This window comes from Acinetobacter sp. ANC5681 (assembly GCF_023488045.1).
GTDB lineage: Bacteria > Pseudomonadota > Gammaproteobacteria > Pseudomonadales > Moraxellaceae > Acinetobacter.
The window spans coordinates 149,839-169,071 of sequence record NZ_JAMFKZ010000005.1 but is presented as its reverse complement, the minus strand read 5'-3'; the positions used below and the strand labels follow the sequence as shown (position 1 = coordinate 169,071).

The 19,233-nt window shown below is 37.8% G+C and carries 17 protein-coding genes; 13 read left to right on the top strand and 4 right to left on the bottom strand.

What is annotated here, in order from left to right:
- Nucleotides 1-381: 381 nt before the first annotated feature.
- Genes yfiR through yfiB form a run of 3 tightly spaced genes read left to right on the top strand, consistent with a single transcriptional unit; the run spans nucleotide 382 to nucleotide 2,611 of the window.
- On the top strand, nucleotides 382-894 hold the full coding sequence (gene yfiR / locus M5121_RS05335) for a regulatory sequestration protein YfiR (RefSeq protein WP_502798268.1): 513 nt from the start codon (nucleotides 382-384) through the stop codon (nucleotides 892-894).
- 5 nt (nucleotides 895-899) lie between these two features.
- A complete protein-coding gene (dgcN, locus tag M5121_RS05330; protein WP_208727991.1) occupies nucleotides 900-2,123 on the top strand; it encodes a diguanylate cyclase DgcN/YfiN in 1,224 nt (407 codons plus the stop codon).
- An 8-nt stretch (nucleotides 2,124-2,131) separates the two neighbouring features.
- On the top strand, nucleotides 2,132-2,611 hold the full coding sequence (yfiB, locus tag M5121_RS05325; protein ID WP_249570558.1) for an outer membrane lipoprotein YfiB: 480 nt from the start codon (nucleotides 2,132-2,134) through the stop codon (nucleotides 2,609-2,611).
- 48 nt (nucleotides 2,612-2,659) lie between these two features.
- Here yfiB and M5121_RS05320 read toward each other — a convergent pair whose 3' ends face one another.
- On the bottom strand, nucleotides 2,660-3,670 hold the full coding sequence (locus tag M5121_RS05320; RefSeq protein ID WP_249570557.1) for a metallophosphoesterase: 1,011 nt from the start codon (nucleotides 3,668-3,670) through the stop codon (nucleotides 2,660-2,662).
- 168 nt (nucleotides 3,671-3,838) lie between these two features.
- Between M5121_RS05320 and M5121_RS05315 the strand changes: the two genes are divergently transcribed.
- Nucleotides 3,839-5,404 carry a phospholipase D family protein gene (locus tag M5121_RS05315; RefSeq protein ID WP_502798270.1) on the top strand — a complete coding sequence of 522 codons (1,566 nt, stop codon included), beginning with the start codon at nucleotides 3,839-3,841 and terminating at the stop codon, nucleotides 5,402-5,404.
- 16 nt (nucleotides 5,405-5,420) lie between these two features.
- On the opposite strand, the gene M5121_RS05310 is transcribed toward M5121_RS05315, so the two are convergent.
- Complete coding sequence (locus M5121_RS05310; RefSeq protein ID WP_087536496.1) at nucleotides 5,421-6,233, bottom strand: lysophospholipid acyltransferase family protein; 813 nt, start codon at nucleotides 6,231-6,233, stop codon at nucleotides 5,421-5,423.
- Between the two features lie 404 nt (nucleotides 6,234-6,637).
- On the opposite strand from M5121_RS05310, the gene hflX reads away from it, so the two are divergent.
- The 5 genes from hflX (at nucleotide 6,638) to M5121_RS05285 (ending at nucleotide 10,265) form a co-directional block, all read left to right on the top strand.
- Complete coding sequence (gene hflX, locus M5121_RS05305; protein ID WP_087544035.1) at nucleotides 6,638-7,966, top strand: ribosome rescue GTPase HflX; 1,329 nt, start codon at nucleotides 6,638-6,640, stop codon at nucleotides 7,964-7,966.
- A 43-nt stretch (nucleotides 7,967-8,009) separates the two neighbouring features.
- Nucleotides 8,010-8,372, top strand: coding sequence for a hypothetical protein (locus tag M5121_RS05300; protein ID WP_004660470.1), 363 nt, complete (start codon nucleotides 8,010-8,012; stop codon nucleotides 8,370-8,372).
- A gap of 12 nt (nucleotides 8,373-8,384) precedes the next feature.
- Nucleotides 8,385-9,053 (top strand): LrgB family protein, encoded by a 669-nt coding sequence (locus M5121_RS05295; protein ID WP_005156147.1) that lies wholly within the window; start codon nucleotides 8,385-8,387, stop codon nucleotides 9,051-9,053.
- A gap of 86 nt (nucleotides 9,054-9,139) precedes the next feature.
- Nucleotides 9,140-9,583: a DUF2147 domain-containing protein gene (locus M5121_RS05290; protein ID WP_162620852.1), complete on the top strand. Its 444-nt coding sequence runs from the start codon at nucleotides 9,140-9,142 to the stop codon at nucleotides 9,581-9,583.
- A gap of 235 nt (nucleotides 9,584-9,818) precedes the next feature.
- Nucleotides 9,819-10,265: a DUF2147 domain-containing protein gene (locus tag M5121_RS05285; protein ID WP_005156153.1), complete on the top strand. Its 447-nt coding sequence runs from the start codon at nucleotides 9,819-9,821 to the stop codon at nucleotides 10,263-10,265.
- Nucleotides 10,266-10,326: 61 nt separating this feature from the next.
- Here the strand turns inward: M5121_RS05285 and M5121_RS05280 are convergent, their stop codons facing one another.
- Nucleotides 10,327-12,510, bottom strand: a complete 2,184-nt coding sequence (locus tag M5121_RS05280; protein ID WP_087536493.1) for a carboxy terminal-processing peptidase — start codon at nucleotides 12,508-12,510, stop codon at nucleotides 10,327-10,329.
- Between the two features lie 240 nt (nucleotides 12,511-12,750).
- Here M5121_RS05280 and nagZ point away from each other — a divergent pair, with 240 nt between their 5' ends.
- Together nagZ and M5121_RS05270 are read left to right on the top strand one after the other, a co-directional pair.
- Nucleotides 12,751-13,770, top strand: a complete 1,020-nt coding sequence (gene nagZ / locus M5121_RS05275; protein WP_249570555.1) for a beta-N-acetylhexosaminidase — start codon at nucleotides 12,751-12,753, stop codon at nucleotides 13,768-13,770.
- 134 nt (nucleotides 13,771-13,904) lie between these two features.
- Complete coding sequence (locus M5121_RS05270) at nucleotides 13,905-14,747, top strand: class I SAM-dependent methyltransferase (protein ID WP_087536491.1); 843 nt, start codon at nucleotides 13,905-13,907, stop codon at nucleotides 14,745-14,747.
- Between the two features lie 61 nt (nucleotides 14,748-14,808).
- On the opposite strand, the gene M5121_RS05265 is transcribed toward M5121_RS05270, so the two are convergent.
- Nucleotides 14,809-16,119 (bottom strand): alpha/beta fold hydrolase, encoded by a 1,311-nt coding sequence (locus M5121_RS05265; RefSeq protein ID WP_249570554.1) that lies wholly within the window; start codon nucleotides 16,117-16,119, stop codon nucleotides 14,809-14,811.
- A 344-nt stretch (nucleotides 16,120-16,463) separates the two neighbouring features.
- Between M5121_RS05265 and M5121_RS05260 the strand changes: the two genes are divergently transcribed.
- Both M5121_RS05260 and M5121_RS05255 read left to right on the top strand, forming a co-directional pair.
- A complete protein-coding gene (locus M5121_RS05260) occupies nucleotides 16,464-17,729 on the top strand; it encodes a glutamate-5-semialdehyde dehydrogenase (protein ID WP_005156167.1) in 1,266 nt (421 codons plus the stop codon).
- A 297-nt stretch (nucleotides 17,730-18,026) separates the two neighbouring features.
- The gene (locus tag M5121_RS05255; protein ID WP_249570553.1) at nucleotides 18,027-19,202 is read left to right on the top strand and encodes an acetate/propionate family kinase; all 1,176 of its coding nucleotides are present in this window, start codon (nucleotides 18,027-18,029) and stop codon (nucleotides 19,200-19,202) included.
- Nucleotides 19,203-19,233 lie beyond the last annotated feature (31 nt).

Here is a 19,233-nt window from a genome sequence, read left to right as displayed (position 1 = left end):
CAAGTTGTTCTTCTATTCTCTTAATGATCTTCTCGATGATTCGTCATCATCAAGCTAGGTCGGCTATGTTACTCTAATCTAAACTAAAGTCAACAGGTAATTTCGATATTTTTAAAACTCACCAATCAACCCAAGAACCCAACTAATCTAGCCAAATCCTTGTTTCTCAACAAGTTTTTATCTGCATCACCGCCGATGGATGTGCATTCTACACCATTCCTCTCCCAACACAACCCCCTTTCCTAATCTTTTTATTTAAGTGGACGTTTTTTAGACTAACTCAGTTACTTTTTGTCTATTTTCTTTATCGATAAGAACTTTTTTTAAACAATTAAGTTAAGTAGAATGTATCTCTTGCTTCAAACTTTTTGGCATTTTTGATTGAAAATACGGTTTATTATTAAAAAAGTACAATTACTGTTGCTTTTAGCCTTGATCGCTACGAGTCAGATTTGTTACGCCATTTCAAATCATAATTTTTATGAATTAGCATTAACTATATTGAGTTATAGCAAGTGGTCGAATACATCTCGCCCAATTATTTGTGTAATAGATAATGCTGAGGCTTCGAGGCAATTTCAATCCAATATTAAACAACTTGGGTATGATTATCAGGTACAAGCTGTTAATTCAAAAGATTTTAAAAAAACAGAATGTCATGTTGTGTATTTCTCAACAACAACACCGCAACAACAACAAAACTTGATTCAAGCTTATCCATCGCGTTCATTACTGTCATTAAGCATTAATAATCCAGCATGTGAAATTGGCAGTATTTTCTGTTTATACAACAAAAAGACCTCTTCTACATTTAAAATAAATCTAGATGCTTTGAGTTACTCCAAAGTTCATATCGACCCCCGAGTCTTAATCTTGGCGAAGAATACGGAGTAATTAAAGTGATTTCGAATTTATATCAATCTACTTCGCTACATGCTTTATTCCGTAAATCTCAATTTACGATTTTTGCAATTACTTTTTTAATTTGCTCTTGTACTTTTGCAACAATTTCCATATTCACAATGGAAACGCACGCCAAACAAAATTTACAACTATTAAGTCAAACGCTACTTGAACGAATCCAGCCCGCTGTTGTCTTCAAGGACAAAGGAGCAATTGATCAAATTTTAGCGGACTACACAACAGAACATGCGATTCGTAGTATTCATGTTTATGTTCCAGAGCATCAATTATTAGCAGAAAGTACCAAGCAAATCGACCACACATCATTTTTACAAAGCGTATTAGATAAATGGTTTCTACATGATCCAATTAAACTGACGGTTATTCATCATAAGAAACAAGTCGGCGAATTAGTTTTATATGGCAGCTCAGAAAATATTTTACATTTCTTAAAAACCATCATTATTGGTCTAGCCATATCAATGTTTTTTATTGTGATTGCACTGTTATGGTCGGTTAATCTTACCTATCGCCAAATCATGCAAGCGATCAAACCATTAACCCATATTGCTCAATTAGTGAGTGACCAAAAAGCTTACAACTTACGTTTTCCAAATAACCATATTAAAGAGTTTCAAAATCTGAATACGGTATTTAATGAGCTCTTAGAAGAAATACAAGTTTGGCATACTCATTTACAGAAAGAGAATCTCCAACTTTCATTTCAAGCTCGCCATGACCAGCTCACAGGTTTACCTAATCGACACTATTTTTATGAAGAATTGCTCAATATTTTTAAAAATAAGCAATTTCGTCACAATTCAGCACTGATTTTCATAGATAATAATAGGTTTAAAGCAATTAATGATCATTATGGTCATCTTGCTGGTGATGCGGTATTAAGAGAAATGGCAAATCGATTAATGCAGTCTGTCAGACAAGAAGACTTTATTGCTCGTTTGGGTGGTGATGAATTCGCAATCATTTTGCATACCATCCATCATTCTGATCATTTACAAACAATCGCTGAAGGTTTACTAGCAAGTTGTGATGAGCCTTTGGATTTTAACGGACAACTTATCCATTTTAGCTTTAGTTTAGGGATTGCATTTTCACAGTTTGCAGACAATCCAGATGATTTAGTCATGCAAGCAGATCAAGCAATGTATAAAGCTAAAAATTTAAATCCACATTGGTTTCTTTATAAACCAGAAATTTAGGACATGTTATGCGCGCTCACACTTTTAATATCTCCTTTGTAGCGTTACTCTGCCTAACATTGGCTGGCTGTTTAAGTTTTGGTTCTTTGAAATATCGTCAAGTCAAAATGCTTAAAAAAGAAGGTTTCATTTTAACAGAAGAAGGTTGGAGTCTGGGTCTACCTGAACGTTTACTTTTCGACTTTAACAAAGCAGATATCAAACCTGAACATCAAAGAGAAATCGTTCGTCTTGCCAATCAATTGAACAAATATGATCTGCAAAAATTAAAAGTTGTGGGTCACACTGATGATATTGGTAATCCTGAGTATAACCAGAAATTGTCTGAAGAACGCGCTCAAAGCGTTTCTTCGATTTTTATTCATCAAGGTTTCAAGCCAAATAATCTCACTGTGATTGGTCGTGGTGCAAGCCAACCTTTCGTGCCCAATACGTCTGATGAGAACCGCGCGAATAACCGCCGAGTTACGATTATTATTATTCCTTAACTTGTAATTTTTTAAAAAAGCCAACTATTTAAAGTTGGCTTTTTTAATTTATATGAGTTCAATAATATCAATGGTTGGTGGAACCCTAAATCGAAATGGAACGCCAACCATACCTGTCCCAACCGTTACAAATACATCAGCGTGTTCATGTGTATAAAAACCTTTTTTGTGCCCCAAGATAGACACTTTTTTCATAATATATGTTGTAACCCAAGGAAGTTCTATTTGCCCTCCATGTGTATGACCAGCCAGCATTAATGGTCGTATAGGTAATGCTGGCACCATATCTACTGTATCAGGGTTATGAGATAAAATGAGCCATGGTTTATCTTGTGGTAAGTCTGGCATAAATCGCATATTTGCTTTACCCGCCCACAAATCACCAATTCCAATTAAGCGAAACTCATCAAAATCGATAATCTGCCCTTCTATATCAATCACATTATTCTGCTCTAATGCATCTTTTAATAATGTCTGTATAGGTGGACCAGGATACTGCTCATCATGGTTACCGGGGACAGAATATACAGGGGCATGAATTTGTTTTAGTACTGAGAGTTCCTGAATTAAGCGATTCTCAGGTTCATAAGTCCAATCACCTGCAACCACTACAATATCTGGTTTAGCTTCATTTAACTTTTTAACAATGCTTTTTAATTGACGTTCATGACCAGAAAACAATCCCACATGCATATCTGCAATCAAGGCCACTTTAACTGGTTGAATAAAATCACGATCCGGATTTAAACGGTATTGATGATGTTTAACATGAACCATATGTGGTTCAATAAATCGTGCATAAATCAATATGCTCGTTAAAAGGAAAACAAAAATACTTTCATGTAAACTGTAAAACTCAAACCAACCTGCATACAAGCTAAAAAACCAGAGAGGAACTAACAAATAAGAAAGATAAAATGTAGCTAGATGTACAAAAGCTTTAAAAGGATGAATCGTTTCAGTTCTTGCTTGATGAGTCCATGCCTGAGCGAATGCCCACAAGGCTAGAACAATAAAAATAATATAGAAAATTAATATACCTGTGTCCGAATTCGACATTACCACTCTCATTAATCTGATATTAGGACATACATCGCATCTCATATTTATAATTTTTGATGAAATGCTATACTCAAGTCCAACTTTTAATCAGTAAAGATTATGACGCAATTTTCTCATCTAAATCGTAAACATACAAAAATAAGTACAACTACTTACAATAAAAGTATGCTTGCGATTTATTGCAGTATTGCGATCACAATCACAGGATGCAGCACACTACCTAAACATAACATAGAGCCAATACAACAATCTAACATTCAACAATTAGAAATAAATCAGACAACTTTGGCTCAGATCATTCAGCCTTTAGAACAACAAAATCCTGGATTGACGGGTTATCACGTTTTATTTGAACCCCTAGAAGCGTTAGCAGCACGACTACGTTTAATTGATAAGGCAGAGAAAACCTTAGATTTGCAATATTATATTTGGGACAATGACAAAGTAGGTGCTCTTGCTTTGCATGCGCTGATTCGCGCAGCAGATCGTGGTGTCAAAGTGCGATTACTTATTGATGATAATAACGCAAAAAAAACTGAAGGAATCTTCTTAGCTCTGGCACAGCATCCAAATATTGACGTTAAATTATTCAATCCCTATCGTTTTCGCAAATACCGTGCGCTTGATATGGTTTTGGACTTAAAACGTATCAATCGTAGAATGCATAACAAAAGTTTTATTGCAGACCAACAAGTTGCCTTGATTGGTGGACGTAATATGACGAATCAATACTATAACGTGAGTGATAACTATCAGTTTTCTGATGTCGATGTGATGTTGGTGGGCAAAGCGGTCAATGACATTTCACAATCTTTTGACGAATACTGGAATCATAGTTACGCTTACGATGTAAGGGAAATTGTCAATCAAAATGCTCATCACTTGAGCTATGAGAGCCTAAAACAGCAACTTGATGAGCATTATAATAGAGCAACGGTACAGAATTATCTTGATCTGACTGGCAACTCACAGGCAATTGATTCAATTATCAGTCGGGATACTCCTTTAAACTGGGTAAAAGCTGAAGTTGTAAAAGACTCTCCTGACAAAATTAAATCAAAAGCCAAAAAACAAGAACACCTTAATTTCCAATTGATTAATCGTTTAGAACAACCTGAAAAAAATATTGACCTCATCTCAGCTTACTTTGTCCCTGAAAAAAAGGGGGCTAAAATTCTCAACGATCTTGCAAAAGATGGAATCGACGTTCGAGTGCTCACAAATTCATTTCAGGCAAACGATGTCGCTGTTGTTCATGCATTTTATGGAAAATATCGTCAGGATTTACTGGAGCATGGTGTACAGCTATATGAGTTTCTCCCAGCATTAAATAAAAATGATCTCGATAAACATACCGAAGAACTCGCGAAGAAAGCAAAAGTAAATATCAAAGGACTAAGCCGTTCCAGTTTACATGCCAAACTGATGGCGCTAGATGAAAAGCAAGTTTTTATTGGTTCATTTAATTTTGATCCACGCTCTGCTTATCTGAACACTGAAATTGGCGTGCTTTTAGATAGCCCATCTTTAGCGCAAGCTGTTCATGCGACTATGGATCAAAATCTAAGTAAATATGCCTATAAATTAGTGTTAGATGCCAATAAAAAAATTACATGGCGACGTGAAACACCACAAGGTCCTGTCATTTACACCAAAGAACCTCGAATGAAATGGTGGCAAAAGGCAGGACTGAAAATTATTTCATGGCTGCCGATTGAAGGCTTTATGTAATTTAAAGCGAGTATTGTTATGGCTGAGTATTTAAAACTTTGCTTTGTAACTCAAGCAGCCCTGCTCGCATTTGACGATCAACTTCTTTAGTTAAGCTATCTACCGTATGGCCTGTTACAGGAATTGCAGGTAGGGTCAATAAATGTGCGGTAACTTTTGGCATTTCTAAAACACGTTGCACATGTTCTGCAAAAGACATTTCACCAATAAATGGTGCGACCAGATCTAATTCACCTTGTTGATTGACATAGCAAATCACACAAATTTGAACTGGACGTTGCGCGTCAATCGCAGCACCCAATAAGCGCCCATGTACTTTTTTGACCTGACGACCATCTGTGGTTGTAGCTTCTGGAAAGAACAAAACTGGAATATCTTGTTTTAAAAACGCTGTAATTTGTTCTTTTATTCGGATTGAGTCACCAGAACCTCGCTTAATAAATAAGGTTCCACCGCCTTTTGCTAAATTACCCAAAATGGGCCATTTTTCGACTTCTGCTTTTGCTAAGAAGAAAATACGTGCTCCAGAGCCAAGTACAGCAACATCTAACCAAGAAATATGATTACTCACCCAAAGCGCTGGTTCTCTTGGAATAGTGCCATGAATCTGCACTTCGATATTAAAAACTTCGCATAAACGGCGGCAAAAATACTGAACATAACGCGTATTCGTTGGATTATTTGGATCCTTGTATAAACCGTGTCGATAAATGAGATAAAAACCTTCACCAATTGTTTCTAGACCTGAGGCTAATTTTTTACTATACAAGCTCAATTTAGAGATGAAATTTAATGGTGTGTTATTTGCTACTGTTGCTTCTTGAGTCATAAATCATTAAAACCGTACGCATGTATGCACATTGCATTGAACTAGCTCACTTATATCATGCCCGTATCTATTTATAAAAGTTACCACCATGAGAAAAAACGAATGTGAATATAATTATTTTCAATTTTAAAAGGTTTTTTAAATTAAATATCATAAATAGATCGAATTAATGAATTAAGAGGTCATATGATGAATCCTCAACACACAACATCTCATAATCAAGTGAATATTCCTTATGGCTATGCTTTAAGAATATTTTTGGGCTGGTCAATTTTATATATCGGCACACTCGTTGGTTTTATCAAACTTATTCACCACCATGTCATATAAATCCATGAAGCCTTTGCCCTTTGCTTGAAGTTTATTCTAGAATAAGGCTTCAATACTCAGGATATGATAATAGCGTGGAATTTTTTGAGCGGCAACAAAGTGGTGAACGAGCAATTTTAGTCAGTGTTTCTGTGCAGTTACTCGATGACCTTGATGCTGAAGAATTTCGATTGCTCGCTCAATCCGCTGGTGCTGAAATTCTTGAACATATTTCTGTACAAAGAAATAAACCAGACCCTAAATTTTTTATTGGCTCAGGTAAAGTTGATGAAATCGCAGAATTAGTTCAGCAGCTAGAAGCTGAATTAGTTATCTTTGATCACTCTCTTTCACCAGCTCAAGAACGTAATTTAGAAAGAATCTTAAAATGTCGTGTAATTGATCGTACAGGGCTTATTTTAGATATCTTCGCATTACGAGCGCGTACACACGAAGGAAAATTACAAGTTGAACTTGCCCAACTTAAGCATTTATCAACGCGCTTAATTCGAGGCTTCACAGGTAATTTAGAACAACAAAAAGGTGGGATTGGTCTACGTGGTCCTGGTGAATCACAACTTGAAACTGATCGCCGACTCATCAAAGTACGTATTACCCAACTGAAAGACAAATTGGTTAAAGTTCAACAGACGCGATTACAAGGTCGTGCCGCACGCCAAAAAGCAGCAATTCCAACGATTTCTTTGGTTGGTTATACCAACGCCGGTAAATCGACACTGTTTAATATTTTAGCCCAAAGTGATGTCTATGCAGCAGACCAACTTTTTGCAACACTCGATCCAACCTTACGTCGTCTAGAATGGGATGGTATTGGTACCGTCGTACTCGCAGATACAGTTGGATTTGTGAGAAATTTACAGCATGATTTGGTTGAATCTTTCAAAGCGACCTTAGAAGAAACACTAGAAGCGACCTTACTTTTGCATGTAATTGACAGCAGTAGCCCTAACATGCCTGAACAAATCGAAGCAGTGGAATCTGTGCTGAAAGAAATTGGAGCCGATGCACCGATTCTTCATGTTTACAATAAAATTGATCTCAGCGGTGATACGGCAAAAATTATTTATAAAGCAGCGGATTTACCTGATCGCGTTTATGTTTCTGCGCATTCTGGGCAGGGATTGGATTTACTAAGCCAAGCTGTTCAACAATGCCTGATGGGACAGTTACAACATTTCGACTTAGTTCTCAAACCTGCTTACGGTAAACTACGCACACAACTTTATACACTGAATGTCATTCAAACTGAACAATATGATGAGCAAGGTGATTTGCATTTATCAGTTTGTATTGCTCCACAAAAATTGCATCAACTGATCAAACAAGCACATCTACCATTAGATGAAATTCTTGGAAACCAAGCAGCTTTATTTTACAGGCCTTTGGAAGAATTTGAAAAGTAAGCATCAATGTAATAATCGTTTATAAGTGAGAGTTAGAAAAAAGATGAAAGAAATTGATTGGACAGCCTGGTTTTGCACGATTCTATTAATTATTGTATTTCGTGAAGGTGCTGTTGCTATTACCACGGTCTTTCATCACCCAGAATTAGGTAATCTCGTCGGACTGATCAGCTTACTTGCAACTTTATTAATTTGGAGAAGATTTAGAAAAATCTCCAATCGTCTTATCGATACCAACAACAAAATCATGAAAGAAAGTGCTTTTGCCTTTTTGCCAATCTGTGCTGGCTCTTTGATCATGTTGGTACATTTAGGCAAAGAAATTCCAATCTTTTTATTTGTCTTAACCTTGAGTACTTTATTGCCATTGTGGATTTACGCCAAAATGGCGAAACGCTGGTTATAGGAGTTCATGAATATGTTGATGGTTATATATGGATTCGTGATTACCTTAATCAGTTATCTCATCGCAAAACCTTTAAACAAAAAAATTCCACAGATTCCATTAATTGTTTTTGCGATGTTTATTGTGATCGGACTACTCGCAATTTTGGGTATTCCTTATGAACAGTACATGAATAATGTGAATGGTGTCTTTAATCATTTGCTTGGTTATGTGACTGTCGCTTTGGCAATTCCACTGGCTGCAATGCGTTATGATGATTTACCAATTAAATCGATGATTGGCATTTTGTGTTTTGCAAGTATCAGTGCAGTTGCATTGCCGATGGGGCTTGCATATTTATTACACATGTCAGAACCAACAATTATGGCTTTTGCAACCCGAGCTGTAACGACGCCAATTGCTCTGAATATTGCCACACTATTACACGCTCCTCTGATGATGGTATCACTGATTGTGATTTTATCTGGAGTCATTGGCGCCGCATTTTCTCCGTGGATTTTAAAACATATCCATGATGAACGGGCTTCAGGCTTAGCTTTAGGTTTGGCAGCTCATGCAATTGGTACAGCACAAGCATGGCAGCGAGGTCCTGTTACAGGTCGTTATGCCGCTTTTGGTATGGCTGTGAATGGTGTGTTTACTGCTATATGGCTACCCACTTTTATTTTGTCTCTTTCTTAATTTGTCACAGAGATGTCAATTTATATTGAACTAGTTGTCAAAAATCCTACATAATGGGAGTTCAAACGTTAAAAGGATTTTTAATGATGGGAAAACAATTATTCGGTGCGTTGATTTTATCTGTAATGAGTAGTCTAAGCTTTGCAGAGGATATTACAGGTATGTGGCAAAGTATCGATGACAAAACTGGTGCACCAAAAGCTTTAGTCGAAATTCGTAAAGAAGCGAACGGTACTTATGCGGGTAAGATTGTAAAGATTACTCCACGTGCGGGTTACACACCAAAAGAAACGTGTGTAGACTGCCCAGCACCATATACCAATAAACCTATTTTAGGCTTAGACGTGATGACAGGCCTAAAACAAGGTGAGGGGCTGAACTATGTTAATGGTCGTATTCTAGATCCAAATTCTGGCAAAGTTTATAGTATGAAAGCAAAATTAAGTTCTAATGGCAAACGCTTACATTTGCGAGGCTATGTTGGCGTATCTGCATTAGGTCGTAATCAAATTTGGCTTCGCGATGAATAAATTTTAAAACGACATAATCACGCCGACCATCTATATTGGATCAAATTGATCACGGTTTAGCACTATAAAACACCTTTATTTCTTTCAGAATTAAGGGTGTTTTTTTATTAAATTTTAAAAAATTCCTTGAAATTTCAATTATTAATAAAATACACAATTGTAAAATAATAATTGAATCTAGGATTAAAAATCCGAAATAATAGAGAGACAATAATAGTGGCTGAGTAGCTTAGACATGTACACAAAACTCATTACGTTTTTCTTCTTATTTAGTCTTAGCCATCTGACTTTTGCACAAGATATCGTAGGTACTTGGCAAAGCGTTGACGATGTAACAGGAGCGCCTAAAGGACAGGTTGAAATTATCAAAGAAGCTGATGGAACTTATATTGGTAAAGTTATTAAAATTACCCCGCGAACAGGTTATACACCAAAAGAATTCTGTACGGGTTGCCCTGCTCCTTACACGAACAAACCCATCTTAGGCTTAAATGTAATTACTAAGCTGAAGTATAAAAAGGATTTGTCTTATGCAGATGGAAAAATTTTAGATCCAAACACTGGTCGTATGTATAGTCTCGCAGCAAAGTTAAGTAACAATGGACAAAGGTTACATCTACGAGGTTATGTTGGCGTATCAGTATTGGGTCGTAGTCAAATCTGGATTCGTGTGAATAACTAAAAATCTAATCAATAAAAAAGCCCTCAATTTAAGGGCTTTTTTATATTGCTATAACTGTAGTTTAATGGCTTTGTAATTTTGCGTAGTCAATCAAAACATTTGCAGCTTCTGTAATAAAGGTTTCTTCTTCAGGCAATGCTGGTCGTGCATAAGCTTTCATTTTGGCACGTGACTCAATTAATGCATCAATCGAAGCCTGATAGCTTTCCCAGTTGGCATAAGGTGCCTGACCTGTCGCTATACGACGCTGATTTTCAGCATTGAGTGTTTGCTTTTCTAAATCAATTAGCTCAGCTCGACGTTGAGCAATATCTAACTCAACTTTCTTCTGATCAGAACTTTTTTGTGCGATCAGTTTTCGAGCTTCTAAATAATTAAATTGTGAATCAGCTTTCACCCGCTGTTCAGAAGATTGGGTAAGCTTAGCAATATACGGTTGCACAGAACCTTCGCGCTTGAAAGGAGCTGTTGGAATGGTATCCCATTTCAATGCATTTTTAGCTTTACGCTCACCAAACTCTTCATTGTAAATATCAACAAGTTTGATATCAGGAATCACGCCTTTGTTCTGCGTACTTCCACCCGTGACACGATAGAATTTGCGTTGAGTTAACGTTGCCTGACCATGTGCTAAGGAGTCTAATTGAACCTGAGCAGTGCCTTTTCCTGTCGTGGTACTACCTATAATAATACCGCGCTCATAATCTTGGATTGCCGCAGAATAAATCTCACTCGCAGATGCAGAGGCTAAGTTAACAAGCACTGCCATTGGCCCAGCATAAATTTGCTCTCCGCCATCAGTGTCTTCAAAGACATTCACATTGCCATTGCCATCCCGAATTTGTACGACTGGACCAGACTTAATCACCTGACCCAGCATACGAGCAACTTCTTCTAATGAACCACCTGGGTCATTACGTAAATCAACCAGAATACCTTCTACTTTCTGTGCTTTGAGAGATTCAAATGCTTTTGCTGTATCTTCTGAAACTGAACGATATTCTGTACCAGCTCGACGTGAACGATAATCGAAATAGAAAGATGGAATTTCAATCACACCGAAAAGATGTTTTTTCCCATCACGTGTAATTTCAACTGTACGTGAGCGAACACCCGCATCCTCTTCCTGAATCACATCTCGGACTAAACTCACATTACGTGCTTGGCTCATGGAAGCACCCGCACCGAGTAAGCGAACCGTTACTTTAGTTCCACGCTTACCACGAATCAATCCAACAATTTCTGAACTCGACCAACCAATGACATCAATCATTTTTTCGCCGTCTTGGGCAACGCCAATGATTCGATCTCCTGATTTGATTTGACCAGATTTACTCGCTGGCCCACCTTCAACAATGGTTTCAATCTTGGTGTAATCTTCATTGCCTCGTTCTGGGCGAATGGATACCCCAATGCCTTCAAGTTGCAATGTGGTCTGGCGATTTAACTCCATCGCATCAATAGGAGGGTAATAATTACTATGTGGATCGTAAGTTGCCAACATTGCATTTAATGTTTTATCTAAAACATCATCACTCTTTACTCGACCAATACGTTCAAGCTGGCGCGTATAACGTTTTGTCAGCGTTTGTACTGGTGTTAAATCTTCTGGACCAGTTAAATCCTGACCATTTGCAAGCGATGGATCAGCTTTCAAAGCCTTTTGCTTCGCTTGCTCTTCTTCTTTGCTAATCGTTAAATTAATTAGCTGAGACACCAACATTCTCTGCCAATGTGCTTGTTGCTCGGCAGAAGTCTGAAAATAAGGCGCTTTTTCGCGATCAATATCAAGGTAAACACCCTTTTGCTGTAAATTTTGTGGCTTCTTCAATTCAGCCAACATAAATTCGTAGAATTGTTTCAAGCGTTCACGATATTGGGCATGAATCGCAAAAGGTCCAGTTAGGTTTCCTGCTTTTAATGAGCTACCAAAATTTGAACCATATTTATTTTTATATTCTGAAACTTCACTGCTCAGAAATAATGAATGATCTGGATCTAAGCTGTCCAAATACATATCTAAAATACGATTTGATGTCGCAGCATCTAAACGCATATTCAGATAATGCTGACGATCAACTAATGTTGCCAACTGACGTGCGACCAATGCTTGTTCTTGTGATGGCTTGATCACGGTTGAAACAACAGGAGCTTCCGTTGCCGCAAATGCCTCATTCATTGTATGAGAAAAAAATAAACCACCAGTCGCGATTGCAACTGCACACGCTATCATTTGAAGTTTCATAAAATTTTGGTACTTCCTTGGATATGGCAATTATTACATGCTAGTACAATCAATATGAACATATTTCATTCAATATTTTTACCAAACTGTAGTACAGGTTAATCATTATAAATAAATGACCAACAAGCACTTATCATCAATATCATGTAGTTTTATCATATTCTGTACTGACAAAATGTAGCAAATCATTGCACAATTTAGCTATCGCTTTTTTTACATCAAAATTCAAATGGAATCTATATGATCGGCGCATTGATGCTAGACGTTGCTGGCACAGAACTTACTCAAGAAGATATTGAACTATTACAAGCTCCGCAAGTCGGTGGCATGATTTTATTTGCACGAAATATTGAGTCTCCTCAACAAGTTCGTGCTTTAACTGATCATATGCGCCAAATCCGTCCAGATATTCTGATTGCTGTCGATCAAGAAGGTGGGCGTGTTCAACGTTTAAGACAAGGCTTCACCTTGTTACCTGCAATGGGGCGACTTGGTGAACATTATGTACATCATCCCGAACAAGCAATTGAGTTAGCCCAACAGTGTGGTTGGTTAATGGCAACTGAAGTTCTCGCTGTAGGTATCGACTTTAGTTTTGCTCCAGTCTTAGATCTCAATGATATTAGTGATGTGATTGGTGATCGAAGCTTTGCTAAAAATATGCAAGACATCGTTCCACTGGCTGATGCCTTTATGCGTGGAATGAAACAAGCAGGCATGGCGACAACTGGAAAACATTTCCCTGGACATGGTTCTGTAAAAGCTGATTCACATGTCGCTGCGGCGATTGATAGTCGCTCATATCAAGAAATTTACGACAAAGACATGCAAAGTTTTATCAAGTTGATGCCTCAACTTGATGCACTGATGCCAGCGCATGTGATTTATGATCAAGTCGATCCAAACCCAGCAGGCTTCTCTCCGTTCTGGCTACAAAATATTTTACGTCAGCAACTTAAATTTGACGGCGTTTTGTTCTCTGATGATCTCAGTATGCAAGCTGCATGTGTTGCTGGTGGTGCTGATGCACGTATTCAAGCGGCATTAAATGCGGGTTGTGATATGGGATTAGTGTGCAATGATCGAACAGCAGCATGTACAGCTTTAGATGGCATTCAAAAATTGGCTTTACCAAATCAACAACGTCTAGAGCGTATGCGCGGTAAAATTCCAAACATCCAAGTAGGCTCGACACTAAATTTAGATGAAAGTTGGCAGAACGCAAAAAAAGTCATTGAAGACTTTAAGAATTCGTTTTAACTTGCTAATAAGCAAAAGATGATTTAACACACCATCTCCAATTGATCTATTTAAAAATGAATAGGTCAATTTCCTCGCGCAAATGGGTTGTGCATGGGAACAGAATAAAATGAAAAAAATTGAGTCTAGGACAGATGACACAACAACTTTCGAAACACCGCCATATTTCTTTTACTGCACACTATACCGGCTATATTTGGTATCAAATGGGCATTTCCCATCCTGCATTAGCGACAACTAAAGGAAAAACACTAGCAGCCTTAGTCCATCCGATTGAAAGTTGGGCAGAAAAGTATGTTGGTGGAAGTATGCGAACAACCTTGAAACAACGCCATACCATGCTTGATACGCATTTAGAGCAATTGATTCAGCAATATCCAAACCTACAAGTACTTGAAATTGCATGTGGCTTATCGCCACGAGGTTGGTGGTTTAGACAGCATCACCCAGACATTTGTTATCGTGAACTTGACTTACCTGATATGGCCGCAACAAAACAAGCAGCATTACAACAAATTGAACCACATGTTGATGATGTCCTATCCGTTGATTTATTTACAGAAGCATTTGCAAACGTATTTAAAGTCTTTGACCCTAAACGACCTTTGGTGATTATTAGTGAAGGCTTAATTAACTACTTTGAAAAGCCGTTACTTCAGCAACTTATTCAAGCAATTGCGATCTATGGCCGCGACTTCAAAGAACTTCATTATTTAACCGATCTTTATCCAGAACCCACTCAAAATAAATTAGCAACCATTATCTGGAATAGTAGTCGTTTATTGAAATTAATGTCACGCAGCGCTTTTAGCTTCCACTTTAAGACACCAGCAGAGGTAGAGAATTTTTTTCATGAAGCTGGTTTTAAGCAAGTTGAAGTGCTTCAACCTAAAGAATTCTTTGAACAAACACATTTAGAAAACAAGGAACAGCATCTCGGTGATCTTGTTTGGATGATTCAAGCGACCAATAAATAAAAATCAAAAAAAAGAGAAGTGAATTCAAAACACTTCTCTTTTAAATTCTATTAAAAAATAATTAAATTTGTTTCTGACGCTCAATAAAACGAGATAAACGATCCGCAACGTCGAAACTACCGTGTTTAAACAAGATACGTAAACCTTGTTCAGTTGCCTCAAATGTTAAACATTCTATTTTAAACTCACCTTCTTCATCAGCTAAATGTAAGGCTAAATCTCGTGGATGCTGGCTAACAAAATCAAGCTGATCCAAATGATCAAGTTTTAAGTACACGCCAAAGAACGTAATATCTACAATCTTTACTGCTACTTCGGTATCTGAATGTCGATGTGATAATTTAGTGTCTGGTTTTAAAACACGAATACGTTCTTCACCACGACGCTCAATGTTTTTCATCTGTTCGCGGTTCATTGGAATAATACCATCAAGATTGTCGATGGATTCTCCCTTTAAAAACGTAGTAAAAAGCGTCATCGTTTCTTTGCGGCGTTGTAATTGTGGAACATGGTCTGCATTGGCAATTAATGCAAATTCCATATTATTACATTGCAAAGCAAAATCAGCATTTTCATGTGGCAAAGTAAAGCTATCGTACTGCCCTGCTGCAACGAGAGTTTTACACTGCGCAACAGGTACATTGCTTAAACGGAGTAGTCGATTGCAATTAATCTCGTAACGCTCACGTTCAGTTGCAGTAAACTCCGCCATCTGTCTAAAGAATAAACGTTTTGCCGTTGGAGACATCCGCGTTTTATCAAGCTTGGCATGATTCACAAGATACAAAATAACTGCTTGCCCAAACTCCTCCATACGATCTTCACGCATCAAGTGTAAAGATTCCTCGAGCAACATACGCCAGCTTTTACGGGTTTTTTGCATCACACCCATCAAGACCATACGATCAATCAGTTCAGGACGTTGGTGTGCAAATGAAGATGCAACAACTGAACCCAACGACATACCCATGACAGAAACTTTATCAATCCCAACAATATCAAGCCATTGACCCAACATTTTTGATAAATCTGGTAATTCAAGAATTCCAGCTGACTCGCCTGTATCCACATTTCGAATCTGCTGATTTGCGCCCATTGATGGTAAATCAATCAATATGACAGGACCACTCTCAAAGAGTTGCTCAACACAATACTTATAAGAGTTAAAATTTTGAAATGCGCCCCCGACAATTACAATTGGCGTGTTGTAGATCGTCTTAGGATCTGCAATTGCCATATATTCAATTTTCCAACCATCTATCCATGTAGTACGCGCTGGTTGTTTAAAACTGTTTTTATTGTATATGTCGAAAAAACCAAACCCTGTGTAGGTATGATTTAAATCCGAGTCCATTTGGATTATGGAATTCATATCCTTCCTCCATCCTTGTTTATTTTTTTGCTGTAATTAGTCTCATTTTTAGTGAGTTCTAGTTACAAGTTAACAAATTTATAAAATTTGTATTACATTTATCCTATACATTTTTCATTCTATACAAATGCATGATTTATACGCAATCATTTCCTTAACCACTTATCTTGTTTAGATCAATAATATTTTTCAAAATATGTAATCAGCTTGTAAATTCAATTTTAAATCAAAAGAGCTACTCAAAATTTACAATCTATAATTTTTTGAATTATCAGTTCAGCCTATTCATTGTTCAGCATTTGACTGTTACTATCATTATAAATATATGCAATCGTCAAAATGCTATGCAAGATTCTATTCAAAACTATATGCAACAGGTTGGTACTCAGGCACGTAAAGCGTCTCGTATCTTAATGAGCGCATCAACGCATCTAAAGAACCATGCTCTGTCTGCAATTTATACTGCTTTAGAAAATAATCAAGCACAAATTTTGGCAGCCAATCAAATTGATATGCAAAATGGTCACCAACGTCAATTAGATTCTGCCCTCCTTGATCGTCTTGAACTCACTCCTGCTCGCTTTAAAGGCATGCTACAAGGGTTAAAAGATGTTATTGCACTTGTTGACCCAATCGGCGAAATTACGGATTTAGCTTACCGTCCATCAGGTATTCAACTGGGTAAAATGCGGGTTCCTTTAGGTGTAATCGGTATGATCTACGAATCGAGACCGAATGTTACCCTTGAAGCCGCATCATTAGCACTAAAGTCAGGAAATGCCATTATTCTACGCGGTGGTTCAGAAGCAATTGAATCGAATAAAGCAATTGCAATCGCAATTCAGCATGGTTTACAAATTGCTGGCTTACCTGAACATGCTGTTCAAGTGATTGACACACCTGACCGCGCAGCAGTAGGTCATTTAATCACAATGACTGAATTTGTAGACGTCATTGTTCCTCGTGGCGGTAAAAGCTTGATTGAACGTGTAACGAATGAAGCACGTATTCCTGTGATCAAGCATTTAGATGGCAATTGCCATGTTTTTGTTGAAGCACAAGCAGATTTACAAAAAGCATTACCAATTGCGCTCAACTCTAAAACACATCGTTATGGCGTATGTAATGCGATGGAAACATTACTTGTTGATGAAGAAATTGCAGAAGATTTCCTACCAAGTATTGCTGAACTATATGCAGATAAACAAGTTGAACTAAGAGGTTGTGCGGAAACACAACGTATCTTAGGTGAGTCTGTTAAAACAGCCACCGAAGAAGATTGGTACACTGAATATTTAGGTCCTATTCTTGCAATCAAAGTCGTTACAGGTATGGATGAAGCAATCGAACATATTAATAAATATGGTTCTCATCATACCGATGCGATTATTACTGAAAACTTTAGTCTAGCACGTGAGTTTCTCGCACGAGTTGATTCAAGTTCAGTGATGATCAATGCTTCAACCCGCTTTGCTGATGGCTTTGAATATGGCCTCGGTGCAGAAATAGGAATTTCAACAGACAAAATTCATGCACGCGGTCCAGTTGGTCTGGAAGGTCTAACCTCTCAGAAATGGATCGTATTTGGTGATGGTCAAATACGCCAATAAGGCATTTAGATCCAAGTAAAACGCTGCACGGTAAAGCTCATTTATTTGATCTTTATCGTGTTTTTGCATATTTTCATACAAAAACACTGATCAAAATAAACAGATTCATCCTAAGAAGTTTGTATTTACACTCTATAATCATTAGATTCAATTATAAATCAGTTGTATAGGCTAAAGTCTATCTTCGCCAATATGACAACCCATGTTAAAACATTGCACGTGATTGCTCTGCTCGACACGTTGCAGCAAGATCAAAAGTGTTCGTCATAAAATTCAAAATTTGTTAGGTGTTCAAACGTGGCTAAATCTGTACTTGTAATTAACTGTGGTTCATCTTCAATCAAATACGCGCTTATCTCAGAACGCCGTGAAGATCGTATTTATGGATTAGCAGAAAACTTAGGTTCTGCTGAAGCGCGGATCAAAGGCGTTACAATTGGTGGTGAACCACTTGAACTTTCGATTCCACATGCAGATCACGCCAAAGCACTTGAAACTCTTCTTGCACGTTTAGCGAACTACAATCCACAAGCGATCGGTCATCGTGTTGTTCATGGTGGCAATTTAACCAAAGCAGAACTATTAACACCTGAAATTGTAAGCCGCATCGAAGCTGCAACACCACTTGCACCTTTGCACAATCCTGCACATTTGATTGGGATTGAAGCAACCATGCGTTTGTTCCCTGAATTACCTCAGGTTGCTGTATTTGACACTGCATTCCATCAAACCATGCCTGAACACGCGTATCGTTATGCTCTACCACAAAATTTATATACTGAACACCATGTCCGTCGCTATGGTTTTCATGGAACAAGCCACGCTTATGTGACTGAACGTGCAAGTGAACTCGCAGGTGCAAAAAATCAAGGGGGCTGGCTCAGTGCTCACTTAGGCAATGGTAGTTCAACTTGTGCGGTTTGGAATGGTCAAAGTCTTGATACTTCTATGGGCATGACTCCATTAGAAGGTGTAGTGATGGGTACACGTAGTGGTGATGTTGACCCAAGCCTACATTTATTCCTTGCAAGTAATTTAGGCTGGAGTATCCAGAAAATTGACAGTATGTTGAATAAAGAAAGTGGCTTGCTTGGCTTATCTGGTCTGTCAAACGACATGCGCACTTTAGTTGAAGCTTCGGGTAATGGTCATGAAGGAGCAACACTGGCGATTGAAGTATTCTGCTATCGTTTAGCAAAATCATTATCTGCTTTGAGCTGTGGTTTACCGCGTTTAGATGGTTTAGTTTTCACGGGTGGAATCGGTGAAAACTCAGCTTATGTTCGTGAAAAAACCTTGGCTTATCTACCACACTTTGGTTTGCAATTTAGTGCAGAAAAAAATAATACCTTAGCACGCGGCACTGAAGGTCGAATCGATAATGGCACAGGTCCACAAATTTGGGTTGTACCTACAGACGAAGAAGGACGCATTGCGAAAGAAACGCGTCAAGTCATTGAACAGCTCGCTTAATTCACAAAATTTAGATAAATTTTAAGGTTCT

What these genes read in the sequence shown, in the direction of transcription:
- nagZ (WP_249570555.1), top strand. Translation starts at nt 12,751, where the DNA reads ATGATCGGCGCATTGATGCTAGACGTTGCTGGCACAGAACTTACTCAA.
- M5121_RS05290 (WP_162620852.1), top strand. Translation starts at nt 9,140, where the DNA reads ATGGGAAAACAATTATTCGGTGCGTTGATTTTATCTGTAATGAGTAGT.
- M5121_RS05270 (WP_087536491.1), top strand. Translation starts at nt 13,905, where the DNA reads ATGACACAACAACTTTCGAAACACCGCCATATTTCTTTTACTGCACAC.
- yfiB (WP_249570558.1), top strand. Translation starts at nt 2,132, where the DNA reads ATGCGCGCTCACACTTTTAATATCTCCTTTGTAGCGTTACTCTGCCTA.
- M5121_RS05320 (WP_249570557.1), bottom strand. Translation starts at nt 3,670, where the DNA reads ATGTCGAATTCGGACACAGGTATATTAATTTTCTATATTATTTTTATT.
- M5121_RS05295 (WP_005156147.1), top strand. Translation starts at nt 8,385, where the DNA reads ATGTTGATGGTTATATATGGATTCGTGATTACCTTAATCAGTTATCTC.
- M5121_RS05265 (WP_249570554.1), bottom strand. Translation starts at nt 16,119, where the DNA reads ATGAATTCCATAATCCAAATGGACTCGGATTTAAATCATACCTACACA.
- M5121_RS05260 (WP_005156167.1), top strand. Translation starts at nt 16,464, where the DNA reads ATGCAAGATTCTATTCAAAACTATATGCAACAGGTTGGTACTCAGGCA.
- M5121_RS05315 (WP_502798270.1), top strand. Translation starts at nt 3,839, where the DNA reads ATGCTTGCGATTTATTGCAGTATTGCGATCACAATCACAGGATGCAGC.
- M5121_RS05300 (WP_004660470.1), top strand. Translation starts at nt 8,010, where the DNA reads ATGAAAGAAATTGATTGGACAGCCTGGTTTTGCACGATTCTATTAATT.
- M5121_RS05310 (WP_087536496.1), bottom strand. Translation starts at nt 6,233, where the DNA reads ATGACTCAAGAAGCAACAGTAGCAAATAACACACCATTAAATTTCATC.
- M5121_RS05285 (WP_005156153.1), top strand. Translation starts at nt 9,819, where the DNA reads ATGTACACAAAACTCATTACGTTTTTCTTCTTATTTAGTCTTAGCCAT.
- M5121_RS05280 (WP_087536493.1), bottom strand. Translation starts at nt 12,510, where the DNA reads ATGAAACTTCAAATGATAGCGTGTGCAGTTGCAATCGCGACTGGTGGT.